Consider the following 17632-nt stretch of genomic DNA (forward strand, 5'->3'; position numbering starts at 1 on the left):
GGGGGGGGGGGCTCTGTCGTCTCTAACTTGTTCCGAAATCTCGTGGTCGCAGATGGGTGTCTTGCTGGCCCTTATCCCCGTGCTCGTTGGTCGGTCCAGCATGTCCCGCTCTTCTCTCTTCAGCTTCTCTTCTCCTCTTTCCAAATTCTCTGAGTTTGTCAGTCGGACCAGTAGTGATTGGATCGACGGTGGGGGGGAATTGGGGCTTCGGGGCGGCTCCTCGAAGGAGTTCGAAGGAGTCAAAATGCCTCCTTGTCGAGGCACTCGGAATCGTGCGCATGGGGGCCGGTGAGCTGCTATGAACTCCCCGAAAGGACATTTTTACCTCATGCCAGAACCGGAATATGCGATAGGTTCTCTATATTCCCGGTTGAGAAATCAGTCGATTTACCCCGGAATTCTGCGGATTTTGGTGCAAAAATGGCTAAAAACCGCAAAAATTCACTCGGAAAGTGATTGTCCTCACAATAAAACTCTAAAGCCTGGAGTGAATGTTTTTGAATAGAGCTCAAAAAACGCTCAAAAACCGCGAAAAATCAAGGCAAAACCCCTCATTCAACCGTCGGTTGAACCCATGTCATTCTCAACTTAAACCTTAGAAAAAGTTTAGGCTTAGGGTTAGTATTTTGCGAGGGGGTAAAAATGCTCCAAAAAACCGTTAGAAAAGGCTTTTTGACCTGGTAGCTTTGAGTACATGGTTACCACGGTCCGCCGCGCAGGTCATCGGACTGACCCCGCACAAACCATCGCATGAGGACATCCCCGCCACGAGCACGGGATGGTGATGGACAAACCAAAGCGGTGCCAAAACCGCAGGCCGACCGCCTATAGGCTTCTCACCTATAGATCACCTATCACTCAACCACTCACGGGCGTTCACGCCCCAGAAACACCAACAACGAGGACACCCCATGGCACTTCGCCCCCGCACCGTTAAGGCAGGCTCTCTCGCGGCTATTGCCGTTCCCACCGTGCTCGGTAGCACCCTGCTGTCTCCCGCATCCGCGTTCGCTCCCGTCGTACAGGACATCCCCGGCGGCACACCCCAGGGCTCGCTCTTTACCGCGACCGCCCAGTCTACTCTTTCGCAGGTGGCTGTGCAGGTTCGCCAGCAGGCTGAGGCTCCCGCAACCAACCAGGTCCAGCCCATCCAGCAGACCTACACCGCACAGGCAACTCAGGCAGCACAGACCGAGCAGGCTACTCCCGCAACCTTCCAGTCTGCACAGACCACCCCCTCGGCACAGGCTACCCAGACCGCTCCCATAGTCACCGAGCCCACTCTCTCACAGGTTGCTAACGCCCAGACCGCTCAGGCGGCACAGTCCACCGTTGCCGGCAGCACCGTTCCCGCAACCCGCACCAACCAGACTTTCCTGTCCTACACCTCCCCGGCGGGCACCACCTCGCGGTACCACGTGTACGCTGAGGGCGTGGACTTCTCCAAGCCCGTTGGCGTGGTCTTCTACTTCGACGGCGACTACTGGCGCAACGACCAGTCCAAGGTCTACGACCCCTCCGGCGAGCTGGCTCAGATGGCTGCCTCCGCCGCTGCACAGAACATGCTGTTCGTGCCCGTCATCTCCCCGGACACCAACCGTTACGATGCTGGCGTGACCTGGTGGGAGGACATGGAGCGCAACGGCGAGTTCTTCCGCTCCTTCGCGTCTTCCTTCATCGCGGCTAACGGCGTGGACTCCTCCAACGTGTGGACCATGGGTTACTCCGGTGGTGCCGAGTTCATCACCTACGAGCTGAACACCAAGCCCCAGACCTGGCGCAATGGTGGCGGCTCCATCATGGTCGCCGGCGGTGGCCTGGATGAGGGCACCCCCTCCGCAGCGCTGAAGTCCCAGCCGATGTTCTGGTACGCAAACTCGAACGACGGCACCGGCGAGACCTACCCGCAGACCTGGAGCGCCCGCGGCGCCGTTGAGGGCGGCTACAACGCCTACCGCAACGCTGGCTACACCAACGCCTCCGCAACCGTTCTGAACGGCTCGGGCCACTTCGACTACAACTTCTCCCAGATCCTGAGCAACTCGCTCACCAAGGGTAAAGCAACCGCCGCGCCCAAGGCTGAGCAGAAGCAGCAGAGCACCCAGCGTGCCCGCACCATGAGCTCCGCAACCTACCAGAGCTACACCTCCCCGGCCGGCACCACCTCGCAGTACCACGTGTACGCGAACAACCTGGACTACTCCAAGCCCGTCGGCGTGGTCTTCTACTTCGACGGTGACTACTGGCAGCGTGACGAGTCCAAGGTCTACACCCCCGACGAGGGCATGCTCGCCGCCATGGGTAAGATCGCTAACGCCCGCAACATGGTCTTCGTTCCGGTCATCTCCCCGGACACCAACGCATCCGGCGACGGCATCACCTGGTGGGAAGACATGGACGCCAACGGTGAGTTCTTCCGCTCCTTCGCGAAGTCCTTCGTGAGCGAGAACAACCTGGACGCATCCCAGGTGTGGACCATGGGCTACTCCGGTGGCGCCGAGTTCATCACCTACGAGCTGACCGATCACAACACCTCCTGGCGTAACGGTGGCGGCTCCATCATGGTTGCAGGCGGCGACTCGGACGGCTCCGTGGACGCTGACGCAACCACCAAGGCATCCCCGATGTACTGGTGGGTCGGCGCGAATGACACCTCCGGTAACACCAACCCCGTCACCTGGAGCGCACGAGGCGCCGTCGAGTCCGGCTACAACGCATACCTGAGCGCAGGCTTCTCTGACGCCCGCGTGAAGCTGATTGACGGCTTCAGCCACCACGACTACGACCTGCCGCACATCCTGGCCTCCTCACTGGACTTCGCGGGCAAGACCCCCGCGCTGGGCTACAGCGACCTGTCCGACTCGAACCCGAACTACAACGAGATCAGCTGGAACTCTGATCACCGCATCATGCTCGGCTTCGCGGACGGCACCTTCCGCCCGAACGCGTCGGTCAACCGTGCGCAGCTGGCAACCTACCTGTACCGCGTGGCTGGTCGCCCCGCCGTGAACGCACCGGCCGTTTCGCCGTTCAGCGACGTTCCGGTTAACCACCCCGCGTACAAGGAGATTTACTGGCTGAGCCAGCAGGGTATCACCGGTAGCGACTTCCGTCCCCTGGAGGCCGTCACCGAGTCCACCATGGCCGAGTTCATGTACCGTGCGGCCGGCTCCCCGGCACAGGCTCAGGGCGGCTACGCATCGCAGGCCCTGGCCTGGACCGCCTCGAATGGCATCGGCACCGGCTCGACCTCTTCGGCAGCCATCACCCGTGACGCTATGGCAGGCTACCTGTACATCTACGCTAACTAAGGCGTACGGCTCCTAAAGCATAAAGAACCGCCCCGCTCCTTTTCAGGAGCGGGGCGGTTCTTGTATGTGACCTACAGGGAGGCGCCTATCGGCGCGCTACCGGATTAGAGGGTCTGGGTGGGGGTGTCGCCACCGATAGCGGGGGTCTGCTTTGCCTTCAGCTCGGCCAGGCGGGTGTCGAGCTCGTTCTGGCGACCCATCTCCTCCAGGGTGTTGAACTGTGCGTCCAGCGAGGAGGATGCCAGCTCCTGCTGACCGATGACGCGTGCCTCTTCGCGGCGGACCTTCTCTTCGAAACGGTAGATTTCGCTGGTCGGGTCCATCACGTCGAAGGCCTTCAGAGCGTCGTTGACCTGGCTCTGAGCGGTGGCGGTCTTCTGACGCGAGGTCAGTTCGTCGCGCTTGTACTTCAGCTCGTCGAGCTTGGTACGCATCTTGTCCAGACCGTCCTTGAGCTGGTTCACGACCTGGGTCTGGGAAGCCAGCTGGGGCTCGAGGGCCTGTGCAGCCTTCTCAGCCTGCATCTGCTTGCCCAGGGCAACCTTGGCGAGGTTGTCGAACTTGTCAGCGTTAGCGGTATCGCCAGCGGTGCGAAGCTCATCTGCCTTGTTGGAGGCGGCCAGAGCCTTGGCGCCCCACTCCTGGGCTTCCTTGAGGTCCTCTGCGTGGTCCTTCTCCAGCAGGCGCAGGTTGCCGATGGTCTGGGCGACGGCGGCCTCTGCCTCACGGATGCTGTTGGTGTAGTCGCGAACCATCTGGTCCAGCATCTTCTGCGGGTCCTCGGCAGCGTCGAGCAGGGCGTTGATGTTTGCCTTCGCCAGCTGTGCGATTCGACCGAAGATAGTCTGCTTAGCCATGATTTCCTACTTTCTGTTCAACGGGCTGCGGGGGAGCGCCACGCTCCTCGTGAGCCGTGCCCGTACAACTTATTATGTGAGAGGTTTCTGGGCGTGGGCTGTGAAAACCATGCACGCCCGATGACCTCAATCTAAACTTTGGGTGAATTGGGTGAACTAGAAGCTACCGCCGTCGCCACCGCCGCTACCCCAGTCGCCGCCTCCGCCGCCACTGAAGCCGCCGCCGCTCCAGCCTCCGCCGGAGGAGGAGCCGCCGGAGCTGCTGCCCCAGCTGTGGGTTGAGCCGGAGCCCAGGGTGTTCAGGATGGCGCCCAGCAGCAGGCCCTTTGCGAGGTCGCTACCCCAGCTATTACCGCCGCCACCGCTGGACCGTTCGGAGAACTGGCCCATCTCGCGGGCGGCGCGGTTCTGCGCGTCGTTGGCCTGCTGAAGGGCCATGTTGGCCTCGTTCAGAGCCTCCAACGGGTTGGAGTTACGCATCCGGTTGGCGTTCATGAGGTGACGTTCGGCTTCGGAGATCGCGGTCAGGGTCGTGGGGCCCACGGCGCCGCGACGATTATCGATGTACCCGCGGGCACCGGTCACCGCGGCGTGCGCGGAGCGGAGGGTGCGATCGAGGGTCTGGCTTGCCGCGCGGGAACGATCGCGGGTGGCGCGCATTTCCGTCATCGACTTGTCCAGCTCGCTCGAGAGCTGACGCAGCTGATTGGCCAGGGCCAGCGGGTCGTTCGGGCGGGCGGTGGAGCTCTGCGTCACCTGTCCGAGGACCGCTTCCATACCGGCAGCCACGGCGGCCAGGTCGGAACGGCCCTGGGACATGGCCAGGCTCTTGGCCTCGGCCACGTCGCGCTGAATACTCAGCAGGTCGGTACTCAAAGCCTCCTGAGCCGCGTTGAGCTCGTTGTTGCGGTTCGTCACCGCATTGGACAGCGCGAGAATTTGTGCCGAGGCTTCCTCGGCAGAGCGCAGGTGTGCAACGGCCTCGGCTCGGTTGGTATCCACCAGCTGCTGTGCTTTCTGAAGCTCATCGGTGCACAGAGCCAGGTTCGATTCCAGCAGAGCAGCGGTCTTCGAGATGGGCTCCAGAGCCGAGGGCAGATAGCGTTCCTTCATCTGGGCGTATCGGGCGGAGCACTCCGCCACCGTGCTACGCACCTGCGGGAGGTGCTCGTTCAGCGCAGCGATGGCCTGGGGCGCCTGCTGCTCAAGGTCGCGCATCTGGGCCAGCTGAGCGTCCTGCTCCTGCGAGATGCGGGCCACGGCCTGGGAATTATCGATAATCTCGCTCAACCAGGCGCGCTGCTCCGCCTCGGTGTCGGGAATACTGTCGGTCAGCAGCTGCTGGCGCTGGAAGGAACGGCGCATCAGTTCTTCGGCGCGGGCGATTTCCTCCCCGAAGCGGGCGACCTGCTGATCGCCGTACTGGGCGCGCGCAAACTCCAGCTCCTGCTTGGCGCGACTCATCGTGGTGTCGGCCTGCAGCAGGGCGCTGCCGGCGCGGGTGCGCAGCTCTTCCAGGGGAATCTCCGGGACCTGCGGACGCGGAACCGGGCGGGGAGCGTTATAGGTGTTCTGCTGCGGGGCGTTTTTGCGACGCTTGCGGCGACGAGCCGCGTACACGCCACCACCAACGGCAGCCACCGCACCGACTCCCAGCACACCGGTCACCACGCTCGAAGAGCTACCGCCCTTCTGAGCCTCGATCCCCTCGACCGCGGCCAACGCCGCGCCGGAGTAATCGCTGTTCTGCAGCTTCGGCTTGATGTAGTTCTGGTACACCTTCGTCTGCTGATCACTCGACAGGGTCTTCGTGCTACCGGCCAGGAAATACGCCTGACGGCTTTCGGTGGCAATCACCAGCACCACGTCGGCCGAGCCCCAGTTGTTCTTCGCGGCCAGGGCCTTGGTCCACGCCTGGGAACCCGAGGGGTTCTCAAACTTATCGATGGTCACCACGTGCAGGTCCACGTTGTGCTTCTTCGACAGAGCCGAAATCTTGGAACTCAGCGTGGAGGTATTGCCCAGGGAATTCGTGGTGTCGTAGATGCGGGTACCGGTAATCTGCATGGGGTCAGCGGCCTGTGCGGCCGAGGGGCCGGCGGCGGTAAAGAACGCCGAACCGGCCGGGGCCACGACAGGGGCGAAGGACAGACCTGCTGCCAGCGCTGTGGCACCCACTACGGTGCGTAGGCGCGGGCGCTGACTGCGAGAGTAACGCGCGGGGGCGTGGTTGGTCATACTATTTCCTCCGTTATCGTGACGTATTTATGTGCTCGTTCGTGCAGGTAGCGGTCGTTGCGTACCCTCAACACCGGTCACACTATTAGTGTAACCGCGGCCCCGCGGTCAAGGCCCGATGATACGAAGCCTTCAGCGAATATGACCCGAATATTGGAACTCTGTTTACTGATCGTTTACTTTGACCGTTAGCGGTGAGAATCCCTTGCCTGCTTGCGATTCATAAGAAGGTAATGCGGGACGCCCCGAGCATCCGAGCCGTACACGGTACCCACCTTTCCGTCGGAGACGCTCACCGTTGATACGGGGGCGCAGCCCCGCATCTTGGCGGTGCTCAGCCTTCTCTCACCATCACGGATGAGTTCCTGAGCCTGCTCCCACGCGTCGCGGAGCGAGGGGAAAGCACCCGCCGCAACGGGGCGGGAAGATTCGCGAGCCTCGATGAGGTCTTCCAACGCCTCAACGGTGTGAAGCACCCCAACGATCCCGGTATCGTCTGCGCACGGGCCACAAGCGGTGCGTTCGATGAGAGAAAGAGGAAGGTACCCGTCGCACGTGACGAGCCAGGTCAGTTGCCTCTGCACGGTATGTAGACGTACCGTCTGGCGGAGTAGACGTACGTGAGCCCGCAGCAGGGGGAGGGGAATCTGCTCGGGACGAGCCGGGGATGCGGAGCCGGGATTTGCGAGCAAGAGCTTCCCCTCGTAGTGCAGGAAACGGATGATATCGGGGAACCCCGTTAGCGATTGGATGCGCTTCCCGATTGTGATAAGGGAATAGGGACCGGGATGATCCCAATCCTCTATATGGCTGGGAATCATGATTGGCTGTTCCGCGGTCTTTGGGTCGTGCTGAGCCAGCAGGCGAAGGTCGGCGGTCATCTCCTCGATGATTCCCTCACCCTCAAGCGCGAGGATAAGGTTCATCGCCTCGATGGTCTCGCGCACATGAATGTCTAGCACGGCCGCGAGGAACTCGGCGTCCTGCAACTGTAGGCGTGCCGCATCGAGACTCTCCTCGAGAGTGGCTCGCATACCCGTCAGCTCAAACTCGTTCAGATCTTCGACGCGCAAAAATCGGGTGATGCCGTCCCGACCGGTGCGGTAGAACGGATCGGTGAACTTCAATACGGACTGAAATAGCTGCAGGGCTTGCTCGCGCAGAGCAGGAAGAAGATTCGTAGCGTATTGAATCGTGGCATCCCAGAGCTTTCTGCTCTCATCCTTTTCACCCAGCCCACCGCCATTCGACGCCTTATACTGCTGAGCTCGGTTAGCCAGTACGGTCTGGGAGAGATTCACCGCGAGATTGTAATTTTTCCGCTCCACAAAAGCTGCCAGCTTCTGCGCGCTCTCGCGCAGGTAACGCACCGCATGGAGGCGGTCGTTCAAATCGGTGGGCAGGGTACCCTCCAGCAGACGGCTACGGAAGGTGCGCTCGAAGCACCGCTCCGTCTCCGTCACCACTGAGGACGCCAATGCGAGGGAACGGTCTCGGGCGTACGCAAAGGAATCCGGCTTTCCCTCGAGGTTAGCGAGGGAAGCGTAGTACTTCAGGGCTTCGCTGAGCCGCATGCGGTTCTGCTCAATGGACTGCTCCAGCTCAGCTGAGAGAAGCTCCTTCGATGCGTTCGGCGTCTGCTTTAGGGAGCGCAGGGGAGAAACCTGCGCACGCTCAAGCGTCTGCAGATTCAGCACGGCGTGCACGAGGTAGTTTTCGAGGGCTTTGACCTGTTGCTGCCACGAATACTGGTCAAGGGGCATGATCGCTAACGGCTCCCACTAGCAGACGCTGCGAGAGTAACGCGCGGGGGCGTGGTTGGTCATACTATTTCCTCCGTTATCGTGACGTATTTATGTGCTCGTTCGTGCAGGTAGCGGTCGTTGCGTACCCTCAACACCGGTCACACTATTAGTGTAACCGCGGCCCAGCAACCGACCCAGCTAACAGCCCGGCAGCCTGCCCCACGGCCAAGGCCTGATGATACGAAGCCTTCAGCGAATAAGACCACAATATTGTGCGGTTGTTTGCCACCCGCTTACCGTCTTCCCAGGGTTATACAGGAAAGCCGGCATACAGGTGGGCCGGCGTCTAGCCTCCCGCCAGACCCCGGCCCACCGGTTATGTAGCCAGTTAGCGCCGACGCGCAACCTTTAGATTGCTCATCAGGTGCTCCACTACCTCCGCGGCATCAACATCGTGGATGCTCTGTGCTATGCCGTTCACTACCTTAACCCGCGAAGACGAGGCGAACATCCAACCCAAGAACCGCACATAATTCAGCAACCTAGAACTGCAATCTGCCTGCTTCCGCATCTGTGACCACAAAAAGGGCGTAGTCGGCACGCCACGGCCCTTATACACCTGGGAGTTAGAACGGGCGTCCAGAAGCTCAGCGAGCGCCTCAATATTTTCGGTCAGCTCCTTCAGATCCTCATCCGCGGCAGAGGGACCAACGTAATACCGTTCAACCAGGCTCAAAGGCATGTAGCCGCTACAGCTACTCACCCACGCCAGCTTCAAACGCAGATTCTGCAGGCGAAGCACCTGCTGCAGAAGCCGCGAATGGGTGCGCAACACCGACAGCGGCATGGAAGATGACTTCATCTCCTCCGAAAGCAGACCCTCGAAGGAATCTTCCCCGGAAAACGCCTTATACGGATCCGAGACGCCCACCAGAAGCACCGGTCCCTCGTAGTGAACGAACGCCAGAACCTCGGGAACACTCGAGAGGGAACGGATGCGCTCGCCAATGGTCGGAAGATCCTCCCCATCCGGGGCGTACTGTTCGCGGCTGAACATCAACGTCTGGATAGGCCGCTCGGCAAGGTCGGGCGAGTCATGAGCAAGCGCCCGCAAATCGGTCACAATCTCGGTCAGAACGCCGTCCTGCTCAACCTGCAGAAGCTCCTCCAGAAGCTCAATGACAGCGTTCGTCTGCAGGCTCAAGACCGCGGCGCAGAACTCCGCATTCTGAAGCTCAAGACGCACCTTCTCCAGGCGCTCTTCCAGCGTGGACTGCACGCCCTTGAGCTCAAACTCGCTCAGCTGCTCTGGGCGGAGCATACGGTGCACACCGTCCTCGCCAGTGCGGTAGAAAAGTTCGCTAAACTCCAACGTAGACTGCACGCCCTTCAACGCCCGCTCTCGCAACTCGGGCAGAACGTCAAAGGCGACTTCGGTCATCTCATTCCAGACCTTGCCCTCATCGATCTTCGAATCCTTGCGGGCCGTCTTTTTCCAGGTCTCGGCAAGCTGCATAGCGCGGTCATATTCGCTCAGCTCCACAAAAGCCGCCAGCTTCTGGGCGCTCTCACGCAGATAACGCACCGCGTACAGGCGGTCGTTCAAAGAATCCGGGAGGGTATCCTCCAGCAGGCGCCAACGGAAGGTACGCTCAAAGCACCGCTCCGTCATTTCAATGACGGTGGCGCTCAGGGAGAGCGCGTGGTCGCGGGCAAAAGCGAAAGAGCCCGGGGCCTCCGCCAGACGGGGCAGGGACGTATAGAACTCCAAAGCCCCGCCCAGCTTCAGCCGAGACTTCCGGATGGTCTCTTCCAGCTCAGCGGCAAGTACCGCGCGGTCAGCCTGGGCAGTCTCCTTGAAACTGTGCAGCGGAGACACCTGCGCACGCTCCAATGTCTGCAGGTTCATGACCGCACGCATGAGATAGTTCTCAAGAATATCGACCTGCTCCCAGCGCTGACGCTGATTCAGCGGAACATGATTCTCCTGCGTGCCCACCAGTAGATGCTGCGGCACACCGCTAATCGACGGCAGCGCAAAGACCTCATCCTCTGATGTACTGACAGAAAGCACCATGGGGTAGCGGCTGCGCTGCGCATACTCTAGAGGGGGAATGAGCTTGAAGTTGGTGCTCAAAGAGAAAGGGTCGGAAGGCGCAGGCTTGGGCTGGTCAGCCTCGTCCTTCTGCGTAGTTTCTTCCTGCTGAGTCGTTCCGATCGGGGGAGTGGCTTCCTGCCGAACGGCCTCCTCCGACCGGGATTCTTCGCGCACACCGGCCTCTCGAGCGCCCGCGGGGTTTTCCACCTGCAGGGGAGCGAGCGGGGAGGGCACCCCCTGCTTCGCTGCGGTGCTCTCAACACGGTTCTGCTGTGCGTCGTTAGCCGGGGCGGTACCCTGCGGGTCACCCGAGGGCTGCGGATTCGGCAGGTACTGCTGCGGATAGCTGACGGCACCCCGGACGGGCTGACCCTGCTGGTTCTGCGCCTGCGGAGGGTACCCGTGCTGGGGTTGTCCCGGAGCATGGGGAGGCGCCTGCGGTGCGCTCGCCGGGTACGGGCTGTACGGAGGCGACACCCGCTGATTCTGCTGCGCGTCGTTTTTGCCCCGCCGTTTCTGGGCACGGAGGCTAACCAGCAGAACAACAAGGGTGATAGCGAGTACACCCCCGAGGAGGGTGTACAGGGGTGCAGGGCCCGCCACCGATAGCGAAGGTAGCGTGGCGAGAAGAGCGAACGCGGCGCAGGAAGTACTCATGTCTTTACGATAGCCCAGCATGCCCCGCCGTGCTCGGGAGCGTGTGAATCCGCCGCATACTAAGAGTCGATACCCGAGCCATCCTGCGGAGCGGGTGAGCCCGGGACGCGGAGCTAACGCAGGTACGAGCCCAAACAAAGAAGCGGCCCCCACCCGTATTCGGGGTGGGGACCGCATCCTCATCACTCATCACTTAACACATATGTCCCGGCTCGGCCTCACCCGAGCCGAAGGACACTTTCGGGGATACACCCCCATCCGTTACGGGTCTCTCAACTCCCGTACCGGAAAACTCGTTCGACGGTAAAGTCTTATCCGTCGTCTTGGCCAACGCTATCTAGAAATGGCCGCGCTCTGGTGTCGCTCGTGGAGTTGTTCCTCCTGCTGGCGGCGGTACACCATGCCTGAGCAGCAGGCCACCACACCGGCACCGATGCCGATTGAGCAAACCAATATGGCGCAAAAGATTATGGTTGCAATCACTGGAGTTCCTCCTTCGTTTATCATCTGCCCTCCACGCTACGGGTCTTCTCTGTGCTTCAGCTGTGCGTGGAGGCGGGCACCGCTGTGTAGATTGCCGTTCGCTAGATTCTCATTTGCGGGCACTTCGCGGGTAGCGCGGGGAAAAGCCGACACTCAGAAAATTCCCAGGGAACTCTACGCTGAGCGACAGTGAAAAAGCATCGAACGGCACAAAAGACCCTCTACAGTAGATAGAGATAGTGCGCCCGAACGACGCACGGGTAGACTTCAAGGAGAACAAACCCATGACTCAGAACACCGGATGGTCTCCGGGCGGCAACGACGGCCTCTCCGACGCGACACGGCCTCTGCAGAGCGTAAACGGGCAACCCAATTACCAGGGTTATCAGCAGGCCGGGTACCAGGCCTCCCAAAACGGCTACTCGCAGGCGTACCCTCAGAACGGCTACGGGTATCGTGCGACCGCTACGGTAGCTTCCCCCGCCCCGGAGAAGAGCAAGCGTTACGGTGGCGGAGTTGTTCTCACCGCGGCCGTGCTCGCAGCCCTCGTGGGTGGCGGCGTGGGCGCCGGCGTCGGGTCCTTCACCGCCTCGGCCGGTTCCTCCTCTTCGAGCTCCTCTCGTGGGTCGGTGAGCTCCAATATCAGCAACTCGTCGACCGTCACCGGTGTCGCCGAGACCGCGAAGAAGGTTCTTCCCTCGACCGTTAGCATCGTGGCATCTGACGGGTCGAGCACTGCCGGCGGCGGCAGCGGCGTCGTTCTGGACAAGGAAGGACACATCCTGACGAATAACCACGTGGTGGTTTTCTCTAACAGGGAAGCCTCCATCGTCGAGGTGCGCCTGAACGACGGTACGGTGCGCACCGCCAAGATCGTGGGGCGCGATGAAGCCTCCGACCTGGCCGTCCTGAAGATTAACTCCTCCGGTCTTGACCTGCAGCCCATCACCTGGGGAGATTCTTCGAAGCTGGTCTCGGGCGAGGTCGTGGTGGCCCTCGGTGCACCCTACAGCCGCACCGACACGGTCACCTCCGGTGTGGTGTCGAACGCGAACCGCGTGCAGCCTGCCGATGAGAAGGGTCAGAATTACATCCCCATGGTTCAGACTGACGCCCCCATCAACCACGGTAACTCCGGCGGCCCGCTCGTCAACCTCAAGGGAGAACTGGTCGGCATTAACGCGCAGGGCCAGGCCAGCCAGGACGGCGGTACCGCCGACGGTATGGCCTTCTCGATTACCTCGAACTACGCCAAGCGTATCTCCTCCGAAATCATCGCTAACGGCAAGGCCACCCACGGTTACCTGGGTGCGAACGTTAAGAACAGCCCCGCCGACACCGGTAGCGGCTCCTCGAAGCTGATTTCCGGCGGCGTGGAGATTAGCTCTGTGACCTCCGGCAGTCCCGCAGCCAAGGCAGATTTGCGTGCCGGCGACATCGTAGTGGAGGCAGACGGCCACCCCATCACGAAGAGCGACGAGCTCAACGGCACGGTGCGTGCGGCGGCGGCCGGCTCGAACATGACGCTCAAGGTTAAGCGCGGCGGGACGACCAAGGACATCACCGTGACCCTGGGCAGCGCCAGCTCGTAGCGCTAACCCGCCTCTTTGGCGCTCGCCTCTGCGACGGGGATGCGAGCCGACAAATACGGGCGGGTAGAAGAGCAAATAGAGACGAAGCTCCCGACCCTCGATGTGAGGGCCGGGAGCTTCGTCGTATTAGCGCTACGGGAACGGCCTTGCGGGAAGGCTAGGCGTTCTTGAGAATCTCTGCTACGCGCTTCTGCAGGGCAGGGATGACCTCCTGCTCGAACCAGGGGTTCTTCGCCTGCCACCTAAAGTTTAGGGGCGAAGGATGCACGAGCGGCAGGAACTTCGGAAGGTAGGACTCCCACGCGCGTACCGTCTCGGTCAGGTTACGTTCGGCCTTCGGACCGCGCTTACCGTTCAGATAGTACTTCTGGGAGTACGCGCCCACCAGCAGAATCAGCTGAACGTCCGGCATGAGCTCCAGCAGCTGCGGATGCCACTTCGGCGCGAAATCCTTACGCGGCGGGTTATCACCGTGCGCGCCCTTACCGGGGTAGTAGAAATCCATCGGCAGCAGCGAAATGAGCTCGGGGTTGTAGAACTGCTCGTCTGTCACGCCCATCCACTCGCGCAGCTTCTCACCGCTCGGGTCGTTCCACGGGATGCGGCTTTCCTGCGCGGCGCGCCCCGGTGCCTGACCAATCACCACGATGCGTGCCCTAGGTGACGCCGAATAGACCGGCTCCCAGCCCTGCTCGGTGTACTCCTTATTCTCAGGATCCCGGCGAATCTGCTCGGCCAGGGGAGGGGTAGAACTCAGAATCTGCTGAACCATGTGCTCGGGCAAATCGTGGTGTGCGGTAGCCATGCTAGATGGCGCCTCCTTCAAACCCGTTCTGGCGCCAGGCCTCAAACACGGCAATCGATGCGGAGTTAGCCAGATTGAGGGAACGACGGCCAGGCTTCATGGGAATCTTAACCCGTTCGGTAATGTGCTCGTCCCGCTGTACCTCGGCGGGCAGACCCACCGACTCGGGGCCGAACATGAGGACGTCTCCGGGACGGTACTCGATATCCGCGTAGGAGGTCGAGGCCGTGGTGGTGAACGCGAAGACGCGCTCCGGCTCGAGGGCCCGCCAGGCGTCCTCGAGGGTCTTGTGGACGGTCACCACAGCCAGGTCGTGGTAATCCAGGCCCGCGCGGCGCAGGTGGGCGTTATCGAAGTTGAAACCCAGCGGCTCCACCAGATGCAATTCGGCACCGGTAATCGCGGCCAGTCGGATGGCGTTACCGGTATTACCCGGAATCTCGGGGGTATAGAAAAGAATCTTGAACACGTTCCTAAGTGTACCGCGTAGCCTTTGAACAGCCCGGCTGAGTAGCGCTCACCGACCTGCCCACAGGCAAATGCTGCTAGAAGAGGCCAGAGGCAGCGCGATAAAATAAGCGAGGCGAACAGCCACGCATCCAGCAGGAGGAACACATGAGCGCAGAAACCAACCGCCAGAACGGCCGCGTCTACCTTGACCACGCCGCAACCACCGAGGTGCTTCCCTCCGCCATCGACGCGATGGTCGAACAGATGCGCGCGGGCGGCAACCCCTCCTCACTGCACGCCCTGGGCCGAGACGCCCGAGCCACCGTCGAGTACGCCCGCGAACGCATAGCCCGCGCCATTGGCGCCGACCCCGCCGAGGTTATTTTCACCTCGGGCGGCACCGAGGCGGACAACCTCGCCGTCAAGGGCATCTACTGGAAGCGTCGCGAGGAAGACGCTCGGCGTACCCGAATTCTCGTCTCCTCCATCGAACACCACGCCGTGGAAGACACCTGCGAGTGGCTTGAAAAGGCCGAGGGCGCACGGATTGAATGGATTCCCGTGGACGAACGCGGCCGCGTGAACCCGCAGACGGTCCGCGAGCTCATCGAGAAGAACCCCGAGGACGTCGCACTCGTGACCGTCATGTGGGCCAATAACGAGGTGGGTACCGTGCAGCCCATCCCCGAGATTGCCGCTATCGCCGCCGAGTACGGGATTCCCATGCACTCGGACGCCGTGCAGGCCTTTGGTGCTGTGCCGATTGACTTCCATGCCAGCGGCACGACCACCCTCGCCATTTCCGGCCATAAGATTGGCGGCCCCATGGGCATCGGTGCGCTGATTGCTACCCGCGCCGTGCAGATGACCCCCGTGCTCCACGGCGGCGGTCAGGAACGCTCCGTGCGTTCCGGCACCATCGACGCACCCGCCATCGCGGGCTTTGCCGAAGCCGCCGTGCACGCGGTTGAGCACCTGCCCCAGGAATCGGCCCGCATCGCCGCGTTGCGCAACGAACTGGTGGCCGCCGTCAGTGCGCTCATTCCGCAGGCGCACCTGAGCGGCGAGGATCCGCTCACCGAGGAGTACCCCGGCCAGAAGCGCCTGCCCGGCAACGCGCACTTCACCTTCGAGAACGCAGAGGGTGACACCCTGCTCTTCCTGCTGGACATGCAGGGCATCAGCAGCTCCACCGGCTCGGCCTGCAACGCCGGGGTGACTCGCCCCTCCCACGTGCTCATCGCCATGGGTATGGACGAGGACACTGCCCGCAGCGCCCAGCGCTTCACCCTCGGCCACTCGAGCACCGGCGCGGATATTGCGCGCCTCATCGCGGCCCTGCCCGCCGCCTACACCCAGGCCGCCAAGGCTGGGCTGTCGTCTCAGCTGCCGGACGCATCCCGCTGGCACTAAGCATCCCCGCATAGAACGCCCCGGAACCGCCCAAAACACCCCGAAGCCCCGAACCTCACCCCTGAACCGGAGGTTCGCTGAGGGTGCACTGCCCGGTACCGGGGCGTCGCCCTGCGTACAATAGGTAGCTACAGCCCCGGGCCCGCGTGCCTCTGCGCACCCGCGCATCCGAGGCAGCCGATAGAGCATCGGCGTATAGACGACATCAACACAGGACCGGCCGAACACCCCGCCGCGCAACGCGCGGAAAGGTTCGGCCACGGAAACGAGGAATAGCGTAGTGAAGATCCTGGCAGCTATGAGCGGCGGCGTTGACTCCGCCGTGGCCGCGGCCCGCGCCGTCGATGCGGGTCACGAGGTCGTGGGCGTGCACCTGGCCCTCTCGCGCATGCCCGGAACCCTGCGCACCGGCTCCCGCGGATGCTGCACCCTCGAAGACTCCATGGACGCCCGCCGCGTCTGCTCCCAGCTGGGTATTCCCTTCTTCGTCTGGGACTTCTCGGAACGCTTCAAGGAAGACGTCGTGGACGACTTCATCGCCGAATACGAGGCCGGGCGAACCCCCAACCCCTGCATGCGCTGCAACGAGAAGATCAAGTTCGCGGCCCTGCTCGAACGCGCCGTCGCCCTCGGCTTCGACGCCGTGGTGACCGGCCATTACGCCCGCGTCATCACGAACGAGGACGGTAACCGTGAGCTGCACCGTGCCGCCGACTGGGCCAAGGACCAGTCCTACGTGCTCGGCGTGCTCACCCACGAGCAGCTCAAGCACGCCTGGTTCCCCCTGGCCGATACCCCCTCGAAGGCACAGGTGCGTGCCGAGGCCGCCGAGCGCGGCTTCTCCGTGGCGAAGAAGCCTGACTCCTACGACATCTGCTTCATCCCCGAAGGCGACACCCGCGCGTGGCTCGGCGAGCACATCCAGATGCGCCCGGGCCTCATCAAGGACACGAGTGGCCAGGTGCTTGGCGAGCACCCCGGCGCACAGGCCTACACCGTCGGTCAGCGCAAGGGCCTGGCGCTGGGCCGCCCCGCCCCCGACGGCAAGCCCCGCTTCGTGCTGGAGGTGCGCCCCAAAGAGAACGAGGTGATTGTCGGATCCCGCGAGCTTCTGGCCGTGGACGAGATTCGCGGCATCCGCGCCACCTGGGCGGGAGTCCCGGTGGATCAGGCAGCCCGCTTCCTGCAGGAACCGGAGCAGCTAGGCGCTCGCAGCGAAGAGTTTGAGGTGACCGCGCAGGTGCGCGCCCACGCCGACCCGGTGCGCGCCAAGGCGTACCTGACCTGGGCCCCCGACCCCGAAGCTGAAGAAGAGAACGCGCTGCGCCTGGAGACCGTGGTGCGCCTGCTGGACCCGCTCTCGGGCGTCGCTCCCGGCCAGACCATGGTGCTCTACCAGGGCACCCGCGTGCTGGGCCAGTCCACGATTGCCCGCGCATACTCCCTGAACCGCGAGGATATTCAGGAAGCCCTGGGCGCATAAGGCACAGCAGTAAATACTCTCGCGGTTTGCCCCAACCACACTGCAGCAGCAACGCACAGAAGACCACAACCAATCTGAGGAGAAACCGATGACCGCCGAACACACGTCCTGCGAATTTGACCCTCACGCCACCTCCATGGGCGATGAAGTTGCGCCCGAGGTCTACGAGGAGCTTTTCGCGATGCGCCGCTCCATCGACAACTTCGATGCGGCCCTCGTGCACATTCTGGCGGAGCGCTTTCAGGCCACGAAGCGCGTGGGTCTGCTCAAGGCTAAGCACAATCTGCCGGCGGGCGACCCCAGCCGCGAGGAAGCTCAGATTGCCCGTCTGCGCGCTATGGCGAAGGAGTCCAGCCTGGACCCCGAGTTCGCCGAGAAGTTCCTGAACTTCATCATTTCTGAGGTGATTCGTCACCACATTCGTATCGCGGCTGAGCAGCAGGACTCCGAGCAGGGCGAGAACCCCGCCTCGGCCGATCATGCAGAGTAGCCCTCGCCGG

At 62.4% G+C, this 17632-nt stretch carries 12 protein-coding genes; 5 read left to right on the forward strand and 7 right to left on the reverse strand.

Features of this window, described 5'->3' with window-relative positions; genetic code table 11:
- The coding region (locus HMPREF2630_RS09225) for a hypothetical protein (RefSeq protein WP_210389017.1) at positions 1-243 on the reverse strand (243 nt) is incomplete at its 3' end.
- A gap of 668 nt (positions 244-911) precedes the next feature.
- On the opposite strand from HMPREF2630_RS09225, the gene HMPREF2630_RS05580 reads away from it, so the two are divergent.
- Positions 912-3311 (forward strand): S-layer homology domain-containing protein, encoded by a 2400-nt coding sequence (locus tag HMPREF2630_RS05580; RefSeq protein WP_070483799.1) that lies wholly within the window; start codon positions 912-914, stop codon positions 3309-3311.
- 104 nt (positions 3312-3415) lie between these two features.
- On the opposite strand, the gene HMPREF2630_RS05585 is transcribed toward HMPREF2630_RS05580, so the two are convergent.
- From HMPREF2630_RS05585 to HMPREF2630_RS05600, 4 genes are all read right to left on the reverse strand, one after another.
- Positions 3416-4168: a PspA/IM30 family protein gene (locus HMPREF2630_RS05585; RefSeq protein WP_049332152.1), complete on the reverse strand. Its 753-nt coding sequence runs from the start codon at positions 4166-4168 to the stop codon at positions 3416-3418.
- Between the two features lie 156 nt (positions 4169-4324).
- Positions 4325-6406, reverse strand: a complete 2082-nt coding sequence (locus tag HMPREF2630_RS05590) for a TPM domain-containing protein (protein ID WP_070483801.1) — start codon at positions 6404-6406, stop codon at positions 4325-4327.
- 188 nt (positions 6407-6594) lie between these two features.
- Positions 6595-8169 carry a hypothetical protein gene (locus HMPREF2630_RS05595; RefSeq protein WP_070483802.1) on the reverse strand — a complete coding sequence of 525 codons (1575 nt, stop codon included), beginning with the start codon at positions 8167-8169 and terminating at the stop codon, positions 6595-6597.
- A gap of 370 nt (positions 8170-8539) precedes the next feature.
- Entirely contained in the window at positions 8540-10906 is a 2367-nt protein-coding gene (locus HMPREF2630_RS05600; protein WP_070483804.1) for a non-ribosomal peptide synthetase subunit, read from the reverse strand.
- A gap of 767 nt (positions 10907-11673) precedes the next feature.
- Here HMPREF2630_RS05600 and HMPREF2630_RS05605 point away from each other — a divergent pair.
- Positions 11674-12981, forward strand: coding sequence for a S1C family serine protease (locus HMPREF2630_RS05605; RefSeq protein WP_049333352.1), 1308 nt, complete (start codon positions 11674-11676; stop codon positions 12979-12981).
- Between the two features lie 157 nt (positions 12982-13138).
- Here HMPREF2630_RS05605 and HMPREF2630_RS05610 read toward each other — a convergent pair whose 3' ends face one another.
- Both HMPREF2630_RS05610 and HMPREF2630_RS05615 read right to left on the reverse strand, forming a co-directional pair.
- The gene (locus HMPREF2630_RS05610) at positions 13139-13786 is read right to left on the reverse strand and encodes a uracil-DNA glycosylase family protein (protein ID WP_070483806.1); all 648 of its coding nucleotides are present in this window, start codon (positions 13784-13786) and stop codon (positions 13139-13141) included.
- Position 13787: 1 nt separating this feature from the next.
- On the reverse strand, positions 13788-14255 hold the full coding sequence (locus HMPREF2630_RS05615; protein ID WP_049333350.1) for a tRNA (cytidine(34)-2'-O)-methyltransferase: 468 nt from the start codon (positions 14253-14255) through the stop codon (positions 13788-13790).
- A 146-nt stretch (positions 14256-14401) separates the two neighbouring features.
- Between HMPREF2630_RS05615 and HMPREF2630_RS05620 the strand changes: the two genes are divergently transcribed.
- The 3 genes from HMPREF2630_RS05620 to HMPREF2630_RS05630 all read left to right on the forward strand — a co-directional run bounded on the left by HMPREF2630_RS05620 (position 14402) and on the right by HMPREF2630_RS05630 (position 17622).
- The gene (locus HMPREF2630_RS05620) at positions 14402-15649 is read left to right on the forward strand and encodes a cysteine desulfurase family protein (RefSeq protein WP_070483808.1); all 1248 of its coding nucleotides are present in this window, start codon (positions 14402-14404) and stop codon (positions 15647-15649) included.
- Between the two features lie 280 nt (positions 15650-15929).
- Positions 15930-17132: a tRNA 2-thiouridine(34) synthase MnmA gene (mnmA, locus tag HMPREF2630_RS05625; RefSeq protein WP_049343962.1), complete on the forward strand. Its 1203-nt coding sequence runs from the start codon at positions 15930-15932 to the stop codon at positions 17130-17132.
- A gap of 88 nt (positions 17133-17220) precedes the next feature.
- On the forward strand, positions 17221-17622 hold the full coding sequence (locus HMPREF2630_RS05630) for a chorismate mutase (protein ID WP_049343966.1): 402 nt from the start codon (positions 17221-17223) through the stop codon (positions 17620-17622).
- Positions 17623-17632: the final 10 nt, after the last annotated feature.

This window comes from Rothia sp. HMSC072B03, assembly GCF_001809565.1.
Classification (GTDB): Bacteria; Actinomycetota; Actinomycetes; order Actinomycetales; family Micrococcaceae; genus Rothia; species Rothia mucilaginosa_A.

What these genes read in the sequence shown, in the direction of transcription:
- HMPREF2630_RS05580 (WP_070483799.1), top strand. Translation starts at nt 912, where the DNA reads ATGGCACTTCGCCCCCGCACCGTTAAGGCAGGCTCTCTCGCGGCTATT.
- HMPREF2630_RS05585 (WP_049332152.1), bottom strand. Translation starts at nt 4,168, where the DNA reads ATGGCTAAGCAGACTATCTTCGGTCGAATCGCACAGCTGGCGAAGGCA.
- HMPREF2630_RS05590 (WP_070483801.1), bottom strand. Translation starts at nt 6,406, where the DNA reads ATGACCAACCACGCCCCCGCGCGTTACTCTCGCAGTCAGCGCCCGCGC.
- HMPREF2630_RS05595 (WP_070483802.1), bottom strand. Translation starts at nt 8,169, where the DNA reads ATGCCCCTTGACCAGTATTCGTGGCAGCAACAGGTCAAAGCCCTCGAA.
- HMPREF2630_RS05600 (WP_070483804.1), bottom strand. Translation starts at nt 10,906, where the DNA reads ATGAGTACTTCCTGCGCCGCGTTCGCTCTTCTCGCCACGCTACCTTCG.
- HMPREF2630_RS05605 (WP_049333352.1), top strand. Translation starts at nt 11,674, where the DNA reads ATGACTCAGAACACCGGATGGTCTCCGGGCGGCAACGACGGCCTCTCC.
- HMPREF2630_RS05610 (WP_070483806.1), bottom strand. Translation starts at nt 13,786, where the DNA reads ATGGCTACCGCACACCACGATTTGCCCGAGCACATGGTTCAGCAGATT.
- HMPREF2630_RS05620 (WP_070483808.1), top strand. Translation starts at nt 14,402, where the DNA reads ATGAGCGCAGAAACCAACCGCCAGAACGGCCGCGTCTACCTTGACCAC.
- HMPREF2630_RS05630 (WP_049343966.1), top strand. Translation starts at nt 17,221, where the DNA reads ATGACCGCCGAACACACGTCCTGCGAATTTGACCCTCACGCCACCTCC.